Source organism: Nonomuraea sp. NPDC001636 (assembly GCF_040298265.1).
Classification (GTDB): Bacteria; Actinomycetota; Actinomycetes; order Streptosporangiales; family Streptosporangiaceae; genus Nonomuraea.
In genome coordinates this window covers 45,083-62,079 of sequence record NZ_JBEOZT010000014.1, presented here as the reverse complement: position 1 = coordinate 62,079, position 16,997 = coordinate 45,083, and the positions used below count along the sequence as shown (strand labels likewise).

General features: G+C 71.0%; 19 protein-coding genes. 15 read left to right on the top strand and 4 right to left on the bottom strand.

The annotated features are described in order from the left end of the window. Window positions 1-35 precede the first annotated feature (35 nt). The 9 genes from ABT158_RS25335 (at window position 36) to ABT158_RS25295 (ending at window position 7,252) form a co-directional block, all read left to right on the top strand. A complete protein-coding gene (locus tag ABT158_RS25335) occupies window positions 36-1,199 on the top strand; it encodes an acetoin utilization protein AcuC (protein WP_352357319.1) in 1,164 nt (387 codons plus the stop codon). A 53-nt stretch (window positions 1,200-1,252) separates the two neighbouring features. Next, window positions 1,253-2,035 (top strand): phosphatase, encoded by a 783-nt coding sequence (locus ABT158_RS25330; protein WP_352357317.1) that lies wholly within the window; start codon window positions 1,253-1,255, stop codon window positions 2,033-2,035. A gap of 312 nt (window positions 2,036-2,347) precedes the next feature. Next, the gene (locus ABT158_RS25325; RefSeq protein WP_026214222.1) at window positions 2,348-2,551 is read left to right on the top strand and encodes a helix-turn-helix domain-containing protein; all 204 of its coding nucleotides are present in this window, start codon (window positions 2,348-2,350) and stop codon (window positions 2,549-2,551) included. A 175-nt stretch (window positions 2,552-2,726) separates the two neighbouring features. Continuing rightward, entirely contained in the window at window positions 2,727-2,825 is a 99-nt protein-coding gene (locus ABT158_RS25320; protein ID WP_018654693.1) for a 30S ribosomal protein bS22, read from the top strand. A 22-nt stretch (window positions 2,826-2,847) separates the two neighbouring features. Next, window positions 2,848-3,843 (top strand): NAD-dependent epimerase/dehydratase family protein, encoded by a 996-nt coding sequence (locus tag ABT158_RS25315; protein ID WP_352357314.1) that lies wholly within the window; start codon window positions 2,848-2,850, stop codon window positions 3,841-3,843. 26 nt (window positions 3,844-3,869) lie between these two features. Then, entirely contained in the window at window positions 3,870-4,739 is an 870-nt protein-coding gene (locus ABT158_RS25310; RefSeq protein WP_352357632.1) for a lysophospholipid acyltransferase family protein, read from the top strand. 71 nt (window positions 4,740-4,810) lie between these two features. Next, window positions 4,811-5,596 (top strand): SDR family NAD(P)-dependent oxidoreductase, encoded by a 786-nt coding sequence (locus ABT158_RS25305; RefSeq protein ID WP_352357312.1) that lies wholly within the window; start codon window positions 4,811-4,813, stop codon window positions 5,594-5,596. 58 nt (window positions 5,597-5,654) lie between these two features. Beyond that, window positions 5,655-6,236, top strand: coding sequence for an RNA polymerase sigma factor (locus ABT158_RS25300; protein WP_352357310.1), 582 nt, complete (start codon window positions 5,655-5,657; stop codon window positions 6,234-6,236). Window positions 6,237-6,238: 2 nt separating this feature from the next. Then, window positions 6,239-7,252 (top strand): LCP family protein, encoded by a 1,014-nt coding sequence (locus ABT158_RS25295; protein ID WP_352357308.1) that lies wholly within the window; start codon window positions 6,239-6,241, stop codon window positions 7,250-7,252. 79 nt (window positions 7,253-7,331) lie between these two features. Here the strand turns inward: ABT158_RS25295 and ABT158_RS25290 are convergent, their stop codons facing one another. The 3 genes from ABT158_RS25290 to ABT158_RS25280 are packed head-to-tail and all read right to left on the bottom strand — an operon-like array spanning window position 7,332 to window position 9,582. Then, complete coding sequence (locus tag ABT158_RS25290; RefSeq protein WP_352357306.1) at window positions 7,332-8,201, bottom strand: HAD family hydrolase; 870 nt, start codon at window positions 8,199-8,201, stop codon at window positions 7,332-7,334. Between the two features lie 22 nt (window positions 8,202-8,223). Further along, window positions 8,224-8,883, bottom strand: a complete 660-nt coding sequence (locus tag ABT158_RS25285; protein ID WP_352357304.1) for a DUF5667 domain-containing protein — start codon at window positions 8,881-8,883, stop codon at window positions 8,224-8,226. A gap of 60 nt (window positions 8,884-8,943) precedes the next feature. Then, window positions 8,944-9,582: a sigma-70 family RNA polymerase sigma factor gene (locus tag ABT158_RS25280; RefSeq protein ID WP_352357302.1), complete on the bottom strand. Its 639-nt coding sequence runs from the start codon at window positions 9,580-9,582 to the stop codon at window positions 8,944-8,946. Window positions 9,583-9,795: 213 nt separating this feature from the next. Here ABT158_RS25280 and ABT158_RS25275 point away from each other — a divergent pair, with 213 nt between their 5' ends. Then, window positions 9,796-11,190 carry a putative quinol monooxygenase gene (locus ABT158_RS25275; RefSeq protein WP_352357300.1) on the top strand — a complete coding sequence of 465 codons (1,395 nt, stop codon included), beginning with the start codon at window positions 9,796-9,798 and terminating at the stop codon, window positions 11,188-11,190. A 3-nt stretch (window positions 11,191-11,193) separates the two neighbouring features. On the opposite strand, the gene ABT158_RS25270 is transcribed toward ABT158_RS25275, so the two are convergent. Next, window positions 11,194-11,436 carry a glutaredoxin family protein gene (locus ABT158_RS25270; RefSeq protein WP_352357299.1) on the bottom strand — a complete coding sequence of 81 codons (243 nt, stop codon included), beginning with the start codon at window positions 11,434-11,436 and terminating at the stop codon, window positions 11,194-11,196. A gap of 113 nt (window positions 11,437-11,549) precedes the next feature. Here ABT158_RS25270 and ABT158_RS25265 point away from each other — a divergent pair, with 113 nt between their 5' ends. From ABT158_RS25265 to hemB, 5 genes are read left to right on the top strand one after another with little or no spacing between them, the layout of a single operon-like run. Further along, window positions 11,550-12,227: a redox-sensing transcriptional repressor Rex gene (locus ABT158_RS25265; protein ID WP_352357297.1), complete on the top strand. Its 678-nt coding sequence runs from the start codon at window positions 11,550-11,552 to the stop codon at window positions 12,225-12,227. Further along, window positions 12,224-13,480: a glutamyl-tRNA reductase gene (locus ABT158_RS25260; protein WP_352357295.1), complete on the top strand. Its 1,257-nt coding sequence runs from the start codon at window positions 12,224-12,226 to the stop codon at window positions 13,478-13,480. Before ABT158_RS25265 ends, ABT158_RS25260 begins: the two co-directional genes overlap by 4 nt. Then, window positions 13,477-14,382, top strand: a complete 906-nt coding sequence (gene hemC / locus ABT158_RS25255; protein WP_352357293.1) for a hydroxymethylbilane synthase — start codon at window positions 13,477-13,479, stop codon at window positions 14,380-14,382. Before ABT158_RS25260 ends, hemC begins: the two co-directional genes overlap by 4 nt. Then, complete coding sequence (locus tag ABT158_RS25250; RefSeq protein ID WP_502911567.1) at window positions 14,373-15,923, top strand: bifunctional uroporphyrinogen-III C-methyltransferase/uroporphyrinogen-III synthase; 1,551 nt, start codon at window positions 14,373-14,375, stop codon at window positions 15,921-15,923. The genes hemC and ABT158_RS25250 overlap by 10 nt, the downstream gene beginning before the upstream one ends. After that, window positions 15,920-16,903, top strand: a complete 984-nt coding sequence (hemB, locus tag ABT158_RS25245) for a porphobilinogen synthase (RefSeq protein WP_352357289.1) — start codon at window positions 15,920-15,922, stop codon at window positions 16,901-16,903. The genes ABT158_RS25250 and hemB overlap by 4 nt, the downstream gene beginning before the upstream one ends. The last annotated feature ends 94 nt before the right edge of the window (window positions 16,904-16,997 follow it).

Sequence of the window (16,997 nt, the reverse complement as noted above, 5' to 3'; positions counted from 1 at the left end):
TCGGCGCAAGGTGAGGGACGCGCGGAGGGCGGGGCATGAGCCGAACGGCACGAGTCATCTGGGACGACGCTCTCACCTCCTACAACTTCGGCCCGAGCCACCCGCTGGCGCCCATCAGGGTCGAGCTGACGATCGCGCTCGCCCGCGCGCTCGGCGTCCTCGACAAGGTCGAGATGGCCGGCTGCGCGCCCGCCGGCGACGACGAGCTGGCCATGGTGCACGACCGCGGCTACATCGAGGCGGTCAAGGGCGTCTCCGTGGCCGGCGCGCCCGACCTGCGGGCGGGGCTCGGCACCACCGACAATCCGGCCTTCAAGGGCGTGCACGAGGCGTCCGCGCTGATCGCGGGGGCGTCCCTGGCGGCGGCGCGCGCGGTCTGGGAGGGCGCGGCCGAGCACGCGGTCAACGTCGCGGGCGGGCTCCACCACGCGATGCCGGCCGCGGCCAGCGGCTTCTGCGTCTACAACGACCCGGCCCTGGCCATCGCCTGGCTGCTGGAGCAGGGGGCCACGCGGGTGGCCTACGTCGACGTCGACGTGCACCACGGCGACGGCGTGCAGGCCGTCTTCTACGACGACCCCCGGGTGCTGACGATCAGCCTGCACGAGAGCCCGCGCACGCTGTTCCCGGGCACCGGCTTCCCGCACGAGACCGGCGCGGAGGGCACGGCCGTCAACGTGGCGCTCCCGGCCGGCTGCGGCGACTCCGGCTGGCTGCGCGCCTTCCACGCGGTCGTGCCGCCGCTGCTGCGCGAGTTCGGCCCGGAGATCCTGGTCACCCAGCACGGCTGCGACAGCCACGCCCTCGACCCCCTCGCCAACCTCATGCTCAGCATCGACGGCCAGCGCGCCGCCTACGCGGCCCTGCACGACCTGGCGCACGAGACGGCGGGCGGCCGGTGGATCGCGGTGGGCGGCGGCGGTTACGAGCTCGTCCAGGTCGTGCCGCGCATCTGGACGCACCTCATCGCCGAGGCCGCCGGCCATCCCGTCGATCCGGCCACGCCCACCCCCGACGCCTGGCGCCAGTACGTCAGGGAGCGCACCGGCGAGGCGCCCCCGCTGACCATGACCGACGGACGTACCCCGGAATTTCGCGACATCTCCGGCGGTTATGACCCAGCGGACCCCATCGACCGTGCGGTCATGGCGACCCGGCAGGCGGTGTTCCCTCTGCACGGCCTCGACCCGATGCCCTGACGACCGCCCCGACGACGCTCCGACGTCCTCGATGCCCCTGATGAGGAAGACCTGTGCTGAGCCGCGACGAACTCCGCCGACACCTGATCCACAGCCACATCGCCGGTGACGTCGCGACGTCGCGCGAGAACAACCTCGACCACTACAGCTCGCTGGCCAACCGCGACCCGTACTACATGCTCGGCCTGACGTTCGAGCAGCCGTGGACCTTCCGGGACGTCCTCGACCTGATGGCCAAGTCGGCCGGCGTGGTCGCCGATCCCGGCCACCGCCGGGGCCAGGACACCATCGACCCCGACCTGACGATCGACGCGATCGACGCCATGGCGGCGCGCATCGCGTCGGTGTTGTCGCGGCCGGCCCCGCGGGTGCTGTTCGCCACCGGCCACCCGACCGGGCTGCTCGCCGTCCACCTGCCGCTGGCCAGGTTCGCCGTCGAGCGCGGCGCGACGCTGCTCACCCCGGCCGAGGGCTGGACGTACGCCGGCTCCGGCTTCGGCCGTCCGCGCCGCATCCGCTACCTCCAGGACGTCGCCATGCTCGACGACCGCGGCGGCTTCGTGCACACCCACGACTCGGCCCCGATGCGGCACATGCTGGACGAGCTCGAAGGCGGGCTGCCCGACCTGGTGATCGCCGACCACGGCTGGGCGGGGGCGGCGGGCGAGGCGGGCGTGCCGACGGTGGCCTTCGCCGACAGCAACGACCCCGGCCTGTTCCTCGGCGAGGCCGAGGGAAAGATCGACGTGGTCGTGCCACTCGACGACAATGTGCTACCCCGCTATTACGCTCCGCTGACCGAGCGATTGGTCACTCTGGTCTCACGAGCCCTTTGAGTCGAAAACGGCCCTCCCCATACCGTCTTTTCGCGCCTGCATTCCAAGAGGCTCGCTGTCCCTTTGCCAACTTTTGATGGGGCTTGGGCGACTCTTATGTGTGGCAACTTGGACAGTTCCAAGGTCCAGGCGAGGTGCTCGGCCTGGCTGCTAACCAGCGACTTTACTGGTCCCGCTGACAGGTGGCTCCGCGGACTGAGAAAATAGGGGGTTTGCGCACCCGGAGTCCCGACTTACGCTGACGGCAGTACACGTGCGTGAGCAATGGCACCAGTGGGGATAACCCGGAAACACGTGCGGAAGAGGCGTCCGATGGGTGCAGGCGAAAGACCTCTCAGCGAGGTGAAGTTCCTGACCGTGGCTGAAGTCGCGACGGTCATGAGGGTGTCCAAGATGACGGTGTACCGGCTCGTCCACTCAGGGGAGCTGCCGGCCATCCGAGTTGGCCGGTCGTTCCGAGTGCCCGAGCAGGCGGTCCACGACTATCTGCGGGAGGCCTACATCGAGGCAGGTTGAAGTAGCGGCGCGCCCGAACGCGCCGTGAATTCGGTCGCGGGAGAAGCCCGGCCTGCGCACCACGAGGCCGGGCTTTCACCCCCCAAGGGGCGATCCACCCCCGATCGCCGGTAGTCTGTCACCCGGTGTGCGCTCGCACATCGATTCAGACTTGCTATCAGTACCTGGGGGTCCCGTGGGCTCTGTGATCAAGAAGCGCCGCAAGCGGATGGCCAAGAAGAAGCACCGCAAGCTGCTCAAGAAGACGCGCATCCAGCGGCGTAACAAGAAGTAACCGACGCAGCTGCGAGGCGCTGATGACCCACACCGTGCTTGTCACCGGGGTCTCGCGCCACATAGGCGCCCGGGTGGCGAGCGTCCTCGCGGCTGACCCGGAGATCAGCCGCGTCATCGGAGTGGAAACCGTGCCGCCCCCCTCGCTGACGCGGGACGGCGGCATCACTCTGGGCCGGACGGAGTTCGTCCGGGTCGATCTGCGCAGCCCCGACATCGCCGAGGTGATCGCGGCCGCGGACATCGACACCGTTGTGCACATGAGCCTGGTCAGCGCCCCGTCCAAGGGCGACGGCAGGGCTGCCATGAAGGAGCACAACGTCATCGGCACCATGCAACTGCTCGGTGCCTGCCAGCGGTCGTCGACCGTGCGGCGCGTGGTGGTGCGCTCCACCACCGCCGTCTACGGCTCGTCCTCGCGCGATCCCGCGGTGTTCACCGAGGATCTGGAGCCGCACGTCGGCCCGGTCCACGGCTACGCCAAGGACGCGGCGGAGGTCGAGGGCTACGTGCGCGGTTTCGCGCGCCGCCGCCCCGACGTGACGGTGTCGCTGCTGCGCTTCGCCAACTTCATGGGTCCGGGCGTCGACTCGCCGCTCACGCGTTACTTCACCCAGCCCGTCCTGCCGACGGTGTTCGGCTTCGACCCGCGGTTGCAGTTCGTCCACGAGGACGACGCGGTCGAGGTGCTGCGCAGGATGGCGAACGAAGACCACCCCGGCACGTTCAACGTGGCCGGGGCAGGCGTGTTGCTGCTGTCGCAGTGCGCGCGCCGGGCCGGGCGGGCGTCGCTGCCGCTGCTCGCGCCCGTCTTCCGCACGCTCGGCAACACCGTGCGCAGGCTCGGCCTCGTCGAGTACTCGCCCGAGCAGCTGCGGCTGATGAGCTACGGCCGGGCGGTCGACACCGCCAGGCTGGAGGCCGAGCTGGGCTGGCGGCCCAAGTACACCACCGCGGCGGCCTTCGACGACTTCGTGCGTTCGCGGGGTATGCACCCGTTCGGAGGTGTACGTCCGTGAGCGTGCCGCACGAGGAGGAAGGCCGGGTGATCCCGATCAGCGCCGCGCCGTCCTACGAGGAGCCCGACCCGCTGGCCCGGCTGCTGGCCTTCGTCCGCCGGCGCATCACCGGCGAGTACGAGGTCGACGAGTTCGGCTACGACCCCGAGCTGACCGACAAGGTGCTGCTTGAGCTGATCAGGCCGCTCTATCACCGCTGGTTCAGGGTCGAGACGGCCGAGCTGAAGAACGTGCCCGCCGAGGGCGGCGCGCTGGTGGTGGCCAACCACTCCGGCACGCTGCCGATCGACGCGCTCATGATGCAGGTCGCCCTGCACGACGAGGCGGGCCGCGCCGTCCGCCTGCTCGGGGCCGACCTGGTCTACCAGCTCCCGCTGCTCGGTCACCTGTCCCGCAAGACCGGCCACACGCTGGCCTGCCCCGAGGACGCCGACCGGCTGCTGCGCAAGGGCGAGCTGGTCGGCGTGTTCCCCGAGGGCTTCAAGGGCGTCGGCAAGCCGTTCTCCGAGCGCTACAAGCTGCAGCGGTTCGGCCGGGGCGGGTTCGTGGCCTCGGCGATCCGCGCGGGCGTGCCGATCGTGCCCACGGCCATCGTGGGGGCCGAGGAGATCTATCCGAAGATCGGCGACCTGAAGTTCCTGGCCCGCATCCTCGGCGTCCCCTACCTGCCGATCACGCCGTTCTTCCCGCTGCTCGGGCCGCTCGGGCTGGTGCCGCTGCCGTCCAAGTGGATGATCGAGTTCGGCGAGCCGATCCGCACCGACGAGTACGAGCCCGCCGCGGCCGACGACCCGATGCTGGTGTTCAACCTGACCGACCACGTGCGCGAGGTCATCCAGCAGATGCTCAACGAGTTGCGGCTGCGCAGAGGGCCGGCCTTCCCGCCGTTCCTGTGAAGGGTGCAACCGGTCGCGGCCGGCCGGTGTTCTGCGGGTGTAGTCACTGACACCCGAGAGGAACCTCTTCGATGGATCTCCAGCTTTCCGGCCGTGTGGCCGTCGTCACCGGCGCGTCCAAGGGCATCGGCCTGGCCGTCGCGCGCACCCTGGCGGAGGAGGGCGTGCACGTCGTGGCGGCCTCGCGGACCGCGCCCGACGCCAAGGTGACGCACGTCGCGGTGGACCTGATGGACCCGCAGGCGCCCGCCCGGGTGATCGCCCGAGCCGTCGAGGAGTTCGGCGGGGTGGACATCCTGGTCAACAACGCCGGCGGGCCGCCCCCCGGCGTGACGCTGCCCCGGATCGGGTTCATGGCGCCGGGCGACGACGACTGGCAGGCCATGTTCGAGTTCAACCTGTTCGCGGCCGTACGCATGATCCGCGCGGCCGTGCCCCTCATGGTGGAGCGCGGCGGCGGCTCGATCGTGAACATCTCCTCCGGCTCGGCCCGCCAGCCCGGGGCCATGAACGTGGACTACGGTGCGGCCAAGGCCGCCGTGAACCACGTGAGCAAGGCCGTCTCGGAGGAGTACGGCCCGCAGGGCGTCCGGGTGAACACGATCTCGCCCGGCCCGGTGCTGACCGACTGGTGGACCAAGGACGGCGGCGCCGCCGACGTCATCGCCGGGATGGCCGGGGCCTCGAAGGAGGACGTCATCACCCAGGTCGCCCCCGGCATGATGAAGCTGGCCACCGGACGCCTGGTGAGCCCGCAGGAGATCGCCGACATGGTCGCCCTGCTGGTCTCGCCGCGCTCGGGCAGCACGACCGGCGCCGACATCGCCGTGGACGGCGGGTTCCTGAAGGAGATCTGAACCCTTTTGGCGGGTTGTGGCAAGACATCCGTGACCGATTCTCCACAGAAGGGCGGAGATGATCACGCAACCCGCCACCAGGGGGGCGGACTCGGAGCTCGTGAGCGCCTCCCTGACCGAGCCGGAGGCGTTCGCCGAGCTGTTCGACCGCTACTCCGCCATGCTCTACCGGTACGTCTCCAAACGCCTCGGCCCTGAGCCCGCCGAGGATCTCGTCGGCGAGACGTTCCTCGTCGCGTTCTCCCGCCGCAAGAGCTACGACCTGTCCTGCCCCGACGCCAGGCCGTGGCTCTTCGGCATCCTCACCAAGCTCATCTCCCGCCACCACCGCAAGGAGGCGGCGCGGTACCGGGCGTTCCTGCGGTCCCCCCTCGACCAGGACGTGGAGTCGCCCGCCGACCGCGTCGCCGCGGGGGTCACGGCGCAGGCCGCCCGTCCCCGCCTGGCGGGCGCGCTGGCCGCGCTGCCCGCCAAGGACCGGGACGTCCTGCTGCTGATCGCCTGGGGCGACCTCACCTACGAAGAGGTCGCCCAAGCCCTCGGCATCCCGATCGGAACCGTGCGCTCCCGCCTCAACAGGGGCAGGCGGAAGGTGCGGGCCGCGCTCGGCGACACCAACCCCATGCTGGCGGAGGAGTGACCATGGACGACCTGCGGATGCTCCGCGACCTCGGCGGGGAACTGGAGCACGAGCCGCCCCCGACGCTCGCCCGCCAGCGCGACCGCCTGCTGCGGGAGCGCCCACGCCGCAGATGGAACGCCTACTGGACGGCCGGCCTGGTCGCCGTGGGCACGGCCGCGGCCGTCGCGGTGCCGACCATGCTGGTCAACAGCAACATCGTGGCCGCTCCGTCGACGGGCGTGCGGCCGGTCGACATCACCGGCGCCCGCAACATCCTGGTGATCGGCTCCGACACGCGCGGCGGGCCGGGCAACGCCGACTACGGCCCCGCCATGGCCAGGACCCCCGACAAGGGCGGCAGGCGCTCCGACACCATCCTGCTCGTGCACGTGCCCGCCGACCGCGGCCAGGCCGTCGGGGTCAGCGTGCCGCGCGACTCGATCGTGCAGATCCCGTCGTGCGGGTCCGACCCGGCGCGGAAGGACATGATCAACTCGGCGTACAACAGCGGGGGAGCGGGCTGTCTGGTCAAGACGCTGGAGAAGCTGACCGACGTCCGCATCGACCACACGGTCGAGGTCGACTTCGCCGGCTTCAAGGGCATGGTGGACGCGCTCGGCGGCGTGCAGATCACGCTCAGGTCGCCCGTGGACGACAAGGCGTCGAAGCTGAAACTGCCCGCGGGCAAGGTCATGCTCAACGGCGAGAGCGCCCTCGGCTACGCCCGCCTGCGCCGCTACGGCGACGGCTCGGACGTCCAGCGGATCAAGCGGCAGCAGATCCTGCTGCTGGCCATGCTGAAGAAGGCGAGGAGCACGGTCGCCGACCCGGCCCGGCTGCGCGACTTCGTCGGCGAGGTGCGCAAGTCGGTCAAGACGGACCTGAGCCTGGAGGCCATGGTCGAGCTGGCCAGGGCCACGTCCGCGACGCAGGTGACGTTCGTCACCGTGCCCTGGAAACCGGCCCAGGACGACCCCAACCGGATCGAGTGGCGGCAGCCGGACGCCCAGAAGCTGTTCGAACGCCTGCGATGACCGGCGCCGGCGCGCGCCCGGCCGTGGACGTCAAGGAGCCGTCCCGCCGGGCCGCGCCGGCGGCCTCGTCCGCGGGCGGCTAGTGGGAGCGGTAGTGCCTGCGCAGGGCGATGCCCGCCGCCACGCCGCCCGCGATCGCGCCGACCCCGGCCGCGATCGGCAGGGCGGTCAAGGTGGCCTTGCGGCCGGTGCGGAAGTCTTTGACCGGCCAGTCGTGCTTCCTGGCGTGCTCGCGCAGCTCGCTGTCGGGGTTGATCGCCACCGCGCTGCCGACCAGCGACAACATCGGCAGGTCGTTGGCCGAGTCGCTGTAGGCCGTGCAGCGGGTCAGGTCGAGCCCTTCGCGGCGGGCCAGCGCGCGCACCGCCTCCGCCTTGGCCGGGCCGTGCAGCAGGTCGCCCACCAGGTGGCCGGTGTAGACGCCGCCGGCGGTCTCGGCGACCGTGCCGAGCGCGCCGGTGAGGCCGAGCCGCTGGGCGATGACCCGGGCCAGCTCGACGGGCGTGGCCGTGACGAGCCAGACGCGCTGGCCGGCGTCGAGGTGGCTCTGCGCGAGCGCGCGGGTGCCGCCCCAGATGCGGTCGGCCATGACCTCGTCGTAGATCTCCTCGCCGAGGCGGACGACGTCGTCGACCTTGGCGCCCGCGACGAAGGCGAGCGCGGTCTCCCTGGCGACCGCGATGTGCTCCGGGTTCTCGTTGCCGCGCAGCCGGAACACGGCCTGGCCGACGGCGAACTTCAGCAGATCGGATGTGGTGAACATGCCGCGCGTGGCCAGCCCGCGGGCGAAGTGGTAGATGGACGCGCCGCGCATCATGGTGTTGTCGACGTCGAAGAAGGCCGCCGCCTCCAGGTCCGGCTCAACCGGCTCGGTAGGCGCGACGGTGACCGCCGCCCGCGCCGCGGCCTCGCCGGCGGCCTCGGCCTCAACCTCGTGTCGTCGTCGCATTAGCCGCCACATGCGGTTCAGCTTACCTAGCCGGTGCCACGAGCCCCTCGATGTAGTCGAGGTAGCCGGCGGCCTGTCCCTTCTGTGCCTCGTTGAGGTGGTCCAGCATCGGCTCGACCGTCTCACGCTGCTTCTGGGCGAACTTCTTGATCTTGGACGAGCGGGGCTGCGTACGCGTCAGCCTGCTGATCCCGGAGCGGGTGGAGTCCTCCATGTCCTTGAGCGTCTGGCCGACCAGCGGGCTGTCGGTGGACGAGCCGAGCAGGCTGGCGACCTCCTTGGCGCGGGTCTCGGCCGAGGCCAGCTCGCGCTCGCCGCGCTGGGCGTCGTCGGTGCTCAGGTGCACGAGCGTGCTCTCCGCGGCCCTCTTGAGCGGGTAGAGCGTGTCGCCCGGGACCGCCTGGTACGTGGCGAACGACGCCACCATCACGGCCGCCGCCAAGCCGAGCGTGGCGACCTGGGACAGCAGCGGACGGCGCCGGCGGCGTACGGACGGGACGGGCGGGACGGCCGGGCCCGGCGCGCGCTCCTCGTCGGGGGCCGTCAGCAGCAGGCGGCCGGAGACCAGGTCCTCGCGCAGGCGCTCGCGGAACGCCGGCCCGGGCCCGCCGCCCAGAGACGGGCCGTGCAGCTCCGTGAGACGCTCGATGACGAGCTCCCGCCGCCTGCGCGCCCTACTCATGACAGCTCCCTGAGGGATCCAGCCGTGTCAACTGGCCTAACGAGGTGCGGGTGGGAGAGGTTACGCCAGGTCGTGCTTGAGTGCCCTGGCAAGCGTTCGAATGGCCCGAAACTGCAGCGCTTTGATCGCTCCACTCTTCTTCCCCATGATCAACGCGGTTTCCGCGAGCGAGAGGCCGTGCAGGAAGCGCAGCACCACGCATTCCTGCTGGTCGGGATTGAGATCGCGGACGGCGCGCAGCACCCGGTCGTTGATGATGGCCGTGACCACCGCGTTCTCCGGGATGTGCGCGCCTTCGAGCGGCACGTCGATCAGCTCTCCCGTCGGGATCTCCAGTCGGTAGCGGCCGGACTTGAAGTGGTCGGCCACCAGGTTCCTCGCGATGGTGACGAGCCAGGCGCCGAAGTCGCGGCCCTGCCAGGTGAAGTCGCCGATCCTGCGCAGAGCGCGCAGGAAGGTCTCGCTGGTCAGGTCCTCGGCGAGCTGGTGGGAGCCGACCCGGAAATAGATGTAGCGGTAGACGAGGTCCACATAGCGGTCGTAGAGCGTGCCAAAGGAGTCCGTGCATCCGTTCTTGGCGTGCAGCACCAGCGTGCGGATGTCGTCGGGCACTTCTTCGCGCACGCCAAGCTCGCCCGTCCGGGCAGGTCCAGCGACCGCTGGAGCAAGCAGCCCGGCGAACGGCCACGAATCAGGCATCCGGTATCCCTAGGGGTAAGGGGTGCGGCGTGCTCGAATACTCTAGAAATCAACTGGAAATTCCACAATCCGCGCCTGTTGGCCTGGCTACGAGTATTCGCCCTATACCGTATAGGCGCATACCCCACAGCCTGCGGCGAAGCCCCTCATGGAGCGCCTGTTTCCTCTTCGGCTACCGGCCGGGAGGCATCGTCCGGCAGCATTGGAGTCACCATGGAGATCCTCGTTGCTGTCATAGCCCTTGCCGGTGCGCTCCTGGCCGCCGTCGCGACCGGAGCCCTGATCCGCCGGCTGCGCGACGAGCCCGAGGGGTGGTTGATCGCCTGGACCGTTGCAGCTGGAGCCCTGTGCCTGTCGCTGGCCGCGATCGGCGTCGGTCACGTCCTGGGGTTCGGGCCGGTCACGTTCCGCCTCTACCAGGTGACCGGGTCGCTGCTCGCGCCGCTCTGGCTGGCCGTGGGCCTGATCCAGCTGCTGTCCGACAAGGTGCCGCCGAGGTTCCTGGCCTGGCTGTTCGGCATCGCGCTCACCGTCGTCTCCGTCGCGATCCTGACCTTCGACCCGCTCAGGTCCACCGACCTGGGCAAGACGCTGCCGTCCGGCTCGGCCATGTGGGGGCTCATCCCGGACAAGCTGCTCATCGGCGTGCACGCGATCGACGTGCTCGTCCTGCTGGCGTGCGTGGTGGTGGCCGGGCTCAAGTGGCGCGGCGGCGACGAGTACGACACCGACAACCTCCACGCGGTCCTGGTCATCGCGCCGTCCAGCATCGCCCTGGTGGGGGCCATGCGGTTCTCGGTGCCGCCGCTGTTCACCACCGCGCTGCTCGCGGTGGGCGCGGCGGCGATCTGGTACACCGTGCTGCGCCCGCTGGCGCCGTACGAGGACGACGAGGACGACCTGGAGACGCCGCACGACGACGTGGAGCGCCGGCCGGGCCGCAGGGTCGCGCCCGAGCCCATGCCGGTCCCGGTGCCGGCCGCCGAGCCGCCTCCCGTGGCGCCCCCGCGCCGCTCGCCCGGCCTGGGCGACCTGGTGGCCGAATACCGGGCGGGCGACCAGCAGGTCGACTACGCCGCCCGGATGGGGGCCGCGCCCGAATCGGGCCCCGCGACCGGCTACATCATGAACGGCTCCCCGCCCCCGCGCATGGACACCTCCCCGCGCATGGACGCCCAGCCGCCCCGGCCCGACTACGCGATGCCCGGCACCGGCGTGGCCTACCCGGGCGCCGAGCTGTTCAGCCCGTCGCAGCCCCAGCAGGCCGGCGGCAGGCCCTCGCCCAGCATCTACGGCCTGCTCACCGTCTTCACCATCATGGACGGCGCCGGCGACGCGTTCGACCGCCTGGCCGAGGCCACCGTCGAGGCCGTGCGCCGCGGCGAGCCCGACACGCTCGTCTACGCCTGCCACGCCGTCAAGTCGGCCCCCCTGCAGCGCATCGTCTACGAGCTCTACCGCGACGAGGTCGCCTACCGCGACCACCAGCGCCAGCCGCACGTCGAGCGGTTCCTGAGCGAGCGTCAGGCGATGGTGCTGGCCACCAACGTCATCGAGCTCAACGTCAACGCCGCGAAGGTGGTGCCGCTGCCCACCGTCATGTTCTGACCGTCACGTCCTAGAGGCGAGGGCGGCGCGCAGGCGGGCCTCGTCGACCCGCCAGAAGTCGTGCTGCACGCCGTCGATCAGCGTCACCGGGATCATCTCCCAGTACTTCTCCCTGAGCTCCTCGGAGGAGTCGATGCTGACCTCCTCCCACGGCACGCCCAGCTCTCCGGCCACCCTGGCGATGACCGCGCGGGCGTCGTCACAGAGGTGGCAGCCGGGTTTGCCGAGCAAGGTGATGCGATGCATGTCCCCAACCGTAGCGCCCCTACTTTGTGCATCGGTTCACAAAGGGATTAACCTGAAAGACGGTTCTAATCCGTTCAGCGGTCCCCACCGCCCGTTCCCTGGAGCTCCGGCACGTGAAGAGCCCGTCCCAGTCCCGTGACCGCGGCATCCCCGAGGCGACGGTCGCCAGGCTTCCGTTGTACCTGCGGGCGCTGCACGGGATGGCGGAGCGCGGCGTCGCGACCGTGAGCTCGGAGGACCTGGCCGTGGCCGCGGGCGTGAACTCGGCCAAGCTCCGCAAGGACCTTTCGCACCTCGGCTCGTACGGCACCCGCGGCGTAGGCTACGAGGTGGAGTACCTCGTCTACCAGATCTCCCGCGAACTCGGCCTGACCCAGGACTGGGCGGTCGCGATCGTCGGGGTCGGCAACCTCGGCCGCGCCCTGGCGAACTACGGCGGCTTCGTCTCCAGGGGCTTCCGCGTGGCCGCGCTCTTCGACGCCGACCCCGAAGTCGTGGGCGACACCATCGCGGGGTTGAATGTGGAGCACATCGACGAACTGGAAGCCGTCATCAAGCGGCGTGGAGTCTCGATCGTGGTACTGGCGACACCGGCGGCAGCGGCGCAGGAAGTGTGCGATCGTGTTGTCGCCGTGGGCGTGACCAGCATCCTGAACTTCGCCCCAGTCGTTCTCACCGTTCCGGACACCGTCGACGTCCGGAAGGTCGACCTGTCAATCGAACTGCAGATTCTCGCGTTCCACGAGCAGCGCAAGGCTGGGGGGCCACTCATGGCGGTGGACGGTCAATGAGCGTTCTGGCGATCGGACTCAGCCACCGGACCGCTCCGGTGGCGCTGCTCGAACGCGTCTCGGTGACCGGTGACGCGCTGGTCAAGCTGCTGCACGACGTGCAGCAGGACACCAGCGTCGCGGAGGCCATGGTGATCTCGACCTGCAACAGGGTCGAGATCTACGTCACGGTCGACCGCTTCCACGCCGCGGTCACCTCGATCAGCGGGCTGCTGGCCGTCCACTCCGGCGTGCCGGCCGACGAGCTGACCCCGCATCTCTACGTGCACTACGAGGAGCGGGCCGTCGAGCACCTGTTCTCGATGGTGTGCGGCCTCGACTCCATGGCCGTCGGCGAGGGCCAGATCCTGGGCCAGGTCCGCCAGGCGCTCAAGCTCGCCCAGAAGCACGGCACGGTCGGCGCGACCCTCAACGAGCTGACGCAGCAGGCGCTGCGCGTCGGCAAGCGCGCCCACACCGACACCGGCATCGACCAGGCCGGCCCCTCGCTGGTCTCGGCGGGCCTCGCGCTCGCCGGCGACCTGGCCGGGCGGCGCGCGCTGGTGGTGGGCGCGGGCTCGATGAGCTCGCTGGCCGCCGTCACGCTGCAGCGCGCCGGGGTCACCGACATCGTCGTGGCCAACCGCACGTACGAGCGGGGCGCGCGGCTGGCCGAATCGGTCGGCGGCCGGGCCGTCGCGTTCGCCGCCGTGCGCGAGGAGCTGGCGGACGCCGACATCGTGATCACCTGCACCGGCGCCGGGCGGCACGTCATCACCCCCGACATGCTGACCAGGGGCGTGTTCCTGCTCGACCTGGCGCTGCCGCACGACATCGACCCGGCCGTGCGCGAGGTGCCCGGCGTCACGCTGGTCGACCTGGAGACGATCCAGGAGTCCGGCGTCGGCTCGCGCGGCGGCGACGCCGTAGAGTCTGTGCGCGCGCTCGTCGCCGAGGAGCTGAACGCCTACCTCGACGCCGCCCGCGCCGCCCGCGTCACCCCGACCGTGGTGGCGCTGCGCAGCAAGGCGGCGGGCGTGGTGGAGTCCGAGCTGGGCCGCCTGATGATGCGCATGCCCGATCTCGACGACAAGGCCAGGGACGAAATCGCCATGACCGTGCAGAGGGTCGTTGACAAACTGCTTCACGAGCCGACTGTGCGTGTCAAGCAGCTCGCCGCCGGTCCAGGGGGCGATCATTATGCGGAAGCCCTGCGTGAATTGTTCAATCTCGATCCGAAGATGCCCGCGGCCGTGAGGGAGGTGGAGCTGTGAACCTGCGGTTGGGCACCCGCCGCAGCCTGCTGGCGACCACGCAGTCCCAGATGGTGGCCGACGCCCTCACGGCGCGCACCGGGCACCCGGTCGAGCTGGTGGGCGTGACGACCTTCGGCGACGTGACCAAGGCGCACCTGGCGCAGCTCGGCGGCACCGGCGTGTTCGTCAGCGCGTTGCGCGACAAGCTGGTCGAGGGCGAGATCGACTTCGCCGTCCACTCGTTGAAGGACCTGCCGACCAAGCAGGACCCGCGCTTCACGCTGGCCGCGCTCCCCGAGCGCCACGACCACCGCGACGCGCTGGTCGGCCCGCACAAGTTCGCCGACCTGCCCGCCGGGGCCAGGGTCGGCACGGGCTCGCCGCGCCGCGTCGCCATGCTGAGCGCGCTCCGCCCCGACCTGGAGTACGTCCCGATCCGCGGCAACGCCGACACGCGCATCGGCAAGGTCGCCGCGGGCGAGCTCGACGCCGTCGTGCTGGCCAGCGCCGGGCTCACCAGGCTCGGCCGCGGCGGCGAGATCGCGCAGATCTTCGAGGTCGAGGAGCTGCTGCCCGCCCCCGGCCAGGGCGCGCTCGCCGTGGAGTGCCTGGCCGCGCGCACCGACCTGATCGAGACCCTGTCCGTGCTCGACGACCCGTGCACGCGCAGCGCGGTGACCGCCGAACGCGCCGTGCTGTCCGCCCTGGAAGCAGGCTGCGCCGCACCCGTGGGTGCTTTCGCGGCCGATCACGGGCACACTCTGAACCTGACCGCCGTGGTCGTCTCCATCGACGGCCGCGAAGCGGTCCGCAAGTCCGCCGCCGGTTCTCCTTCGGAGGCTGCACAGCTGGGCCGCCTCCTGGCGGCCGAGATGATCGCCGAAGGGGCCGACAGATTGATGGGGGAGCAATCCCATTGAGCTCCGATAGTCCAACCTCCGGATTCGTCGCCTTCGTGGGGGCGGGTCCCGGTGACCCCAACCTGCTGACGCTCCGCGCCGCCGAACTTCTCGGCAAGGCGGACGCCGTCGTGCTCGACGACGAGCAGTCCGGCCCGCTGCTCAAGCACTGCCGCGAGGGCGTCGAGGTCGCCGAGGGCGACTACGTCCAGCGGGCCAAGGCGGGCCAGCTCGTGGTGCGCCTGTGCGCGGGCGACCCCATGTTGTTCTCCTCGATCGACGACGAGGTCGCGGCCTGCGTGGCGGCGGAGGTGGACTTCGAGATCGTGCCCGGCGTGCCGCCCGCGACCGCGGTGCTCACCTACGCCGGCATCCCGGCGGCCACGGCCGTGCCCGAGTTCCGCGTCGTCGACGCCGCTCAGGAGCAGGACTGGTCGTCCCACGCCGCCACCCGCGGCACGCTGGTGATCTACAACGGCATCAGCGAGGCCGTCGCCATCGGCAAGGCGCTGATCGCCGGCGGCAAGCCCGACACCACGCCGGTCGCCGTCAGCAGCGGCGGCACCACCACCGAGCAGTACACCGTCGTGTCCTCGCTCGGCCGGCTGCAGGCCGACCTGAAGCACGCCGGGTTCACCGAGCCCGCGCTGATCGTGGTCGGCGAGGCCGTGGGGCAGCGCGAGCGGCTGTCGTGGTTCGAGACCAAGCCGCTGTTCGGCTGGCGGGTGCTGGTGCCGCGGACGAAGGAGCAGTCCCGCAGCCTGTCCGAGCAGCTCGTGGCCTACGGCGCGGTGCCCGAGGAGGTGCCGACCATCTCCGTCGAGCCGCCGCGCACGCCGCAGCAGATGGACCGCGCCATCAAGGGCCTGGTCACCGGCCGCTACGAGTGGGTGGCCTTCACCAGCGCCAACGCCGTCAAGGCGGTGCGCGAGAAGTTCGAGGAGTACGGGCTCGACGCGCGGGCGTTCGCCGGGCTCAAGGTGGCCGCCGTGGGCGAGGCCACCTCGCGGGCCCTGGTCGAGTTCGGTGTCAAGCCCGACCTGCTGCCCTCGGGGGAGCAGTCCTCAGAAGGGCTCGTGGCCGAGTGGCCGCCCTACGACTCGATGCTCGACCCGATCAACCGGGTACTGCTGCCCCGGGCCGACATCTCGACCGACACGCTGGTGGCCGGGCTCACCGAGCTGGGCTGGGAGTGCGACGACGTGACGGCGTACCGGACGGTGCGCGCCGCGCCGCCGCCCGCGCCCATCCGCGAGGCGATCAAGGGCGGCGGCTTCGACGCCGTGCTGTTCACCTCGTCCTCCACCGTGCGCAACCTGGTCGGCATCGCGGGCAAGCCGCACAACGTCACCGTGATCGCGGTGATCGGGCCGCAGACGGCCAAGACGGCCGAGGAGTTCGGGCTCCGGGTCGACGTCATGTCCGACAAGCCATCCGCATCAGCCCTGGCCGCAGCGCTGGCCGAGTTCGGTGCCAAGCAGCGCCAGGCGGCCGTGGCCGCGGGTGACAGCCCGCGCAGGCCGTCCCAGAACCGCCGTGGCGCCAGGAGGAGGGCCAAGTGAGCGCCCAGTACCCCGTCGCACGTCCCCGGCGTCTGCGTCGCAGCCAGGCGCTGCGCCGGATGGTGTCGGGCACGCGGCTGCACGCCGCGGACCTGATCCTGCCGCTGTTCGTCAAGGAGGGCATCGACGCGCCGCAGCCGGTGTCGTCCATGCCGGGCGTGCTCCAGCACACCCGCGACTCGCTGCGCAAGGCCGCGCACGACGCGGCCGAGGCGGGCGTGGGCGGCCTGATCCTGTTCGGCATCCCCGCGGTCAAGGACGCGACCGGGTCGGCGGCCGACGACCCCGACGGCATCCTCCAGGTCGCGCTGCGCGAGGTGAGCGCCGAGGTCGGCGACGCCCTCGTGGTCATGGCCGACACCTGCCTCGACGAGTTCACCGACCACGGCCACTGCGGGATCCTGACGCCGTCCGGCGAGGTGGACAACGACGCCACGCTGGAGCGTTACGCCTCCATCGCGCTGGCCCAGGCCGCCGCCGGCTCCCAGATGATCGCGCCGAGCGGCATGATGGACGGCCAGGTCGGCGCCATCCGCGCCGCGCTCGACGGGGCCGGCCACGCCGACGTCCCGATCCTGTCCTACTCCGTCAAGTACGCCTCCGCCTTCTTCGGCCCGTTCCGCGAGGCCGCCGAGTGCGCCCCGCAGTTCGGCGACCGCAGCACCCACCAGCAGGACCCGGCCGGTCCGCTGGAGGAGGCGCTGCGCGAGGTCAGGCTCGACCTGGCGGAGGGCGCCGACGCCGTCATGGTCAAGCCGGCGCTGGCCTACCTCGACGTCATCACCCGGGTGCGCGACGCGGTCGACGTGCCGGTGGCGGCCTACCAGGTGAGCGGCGAGTACGCGATGGTCGAGGCGGCGGCGGCCAACGGCTGGATCGACCGCGACCGGACGATCATGGAGTCGCTGGTCGCCATCAAGCGCGCCGGCGCCGACATGATCCTCACGTACTGGGCGACGGAAGTGGCGCGCCAGCTCTAACCAAGGGGTTTCCCGTCAACTCCTGAGGCGTGTGCGTTAGAGTGCGATGACAAGTGCTGGTGTGTCCCGCGGTGTGCGAACGGCCCGGAGCCGG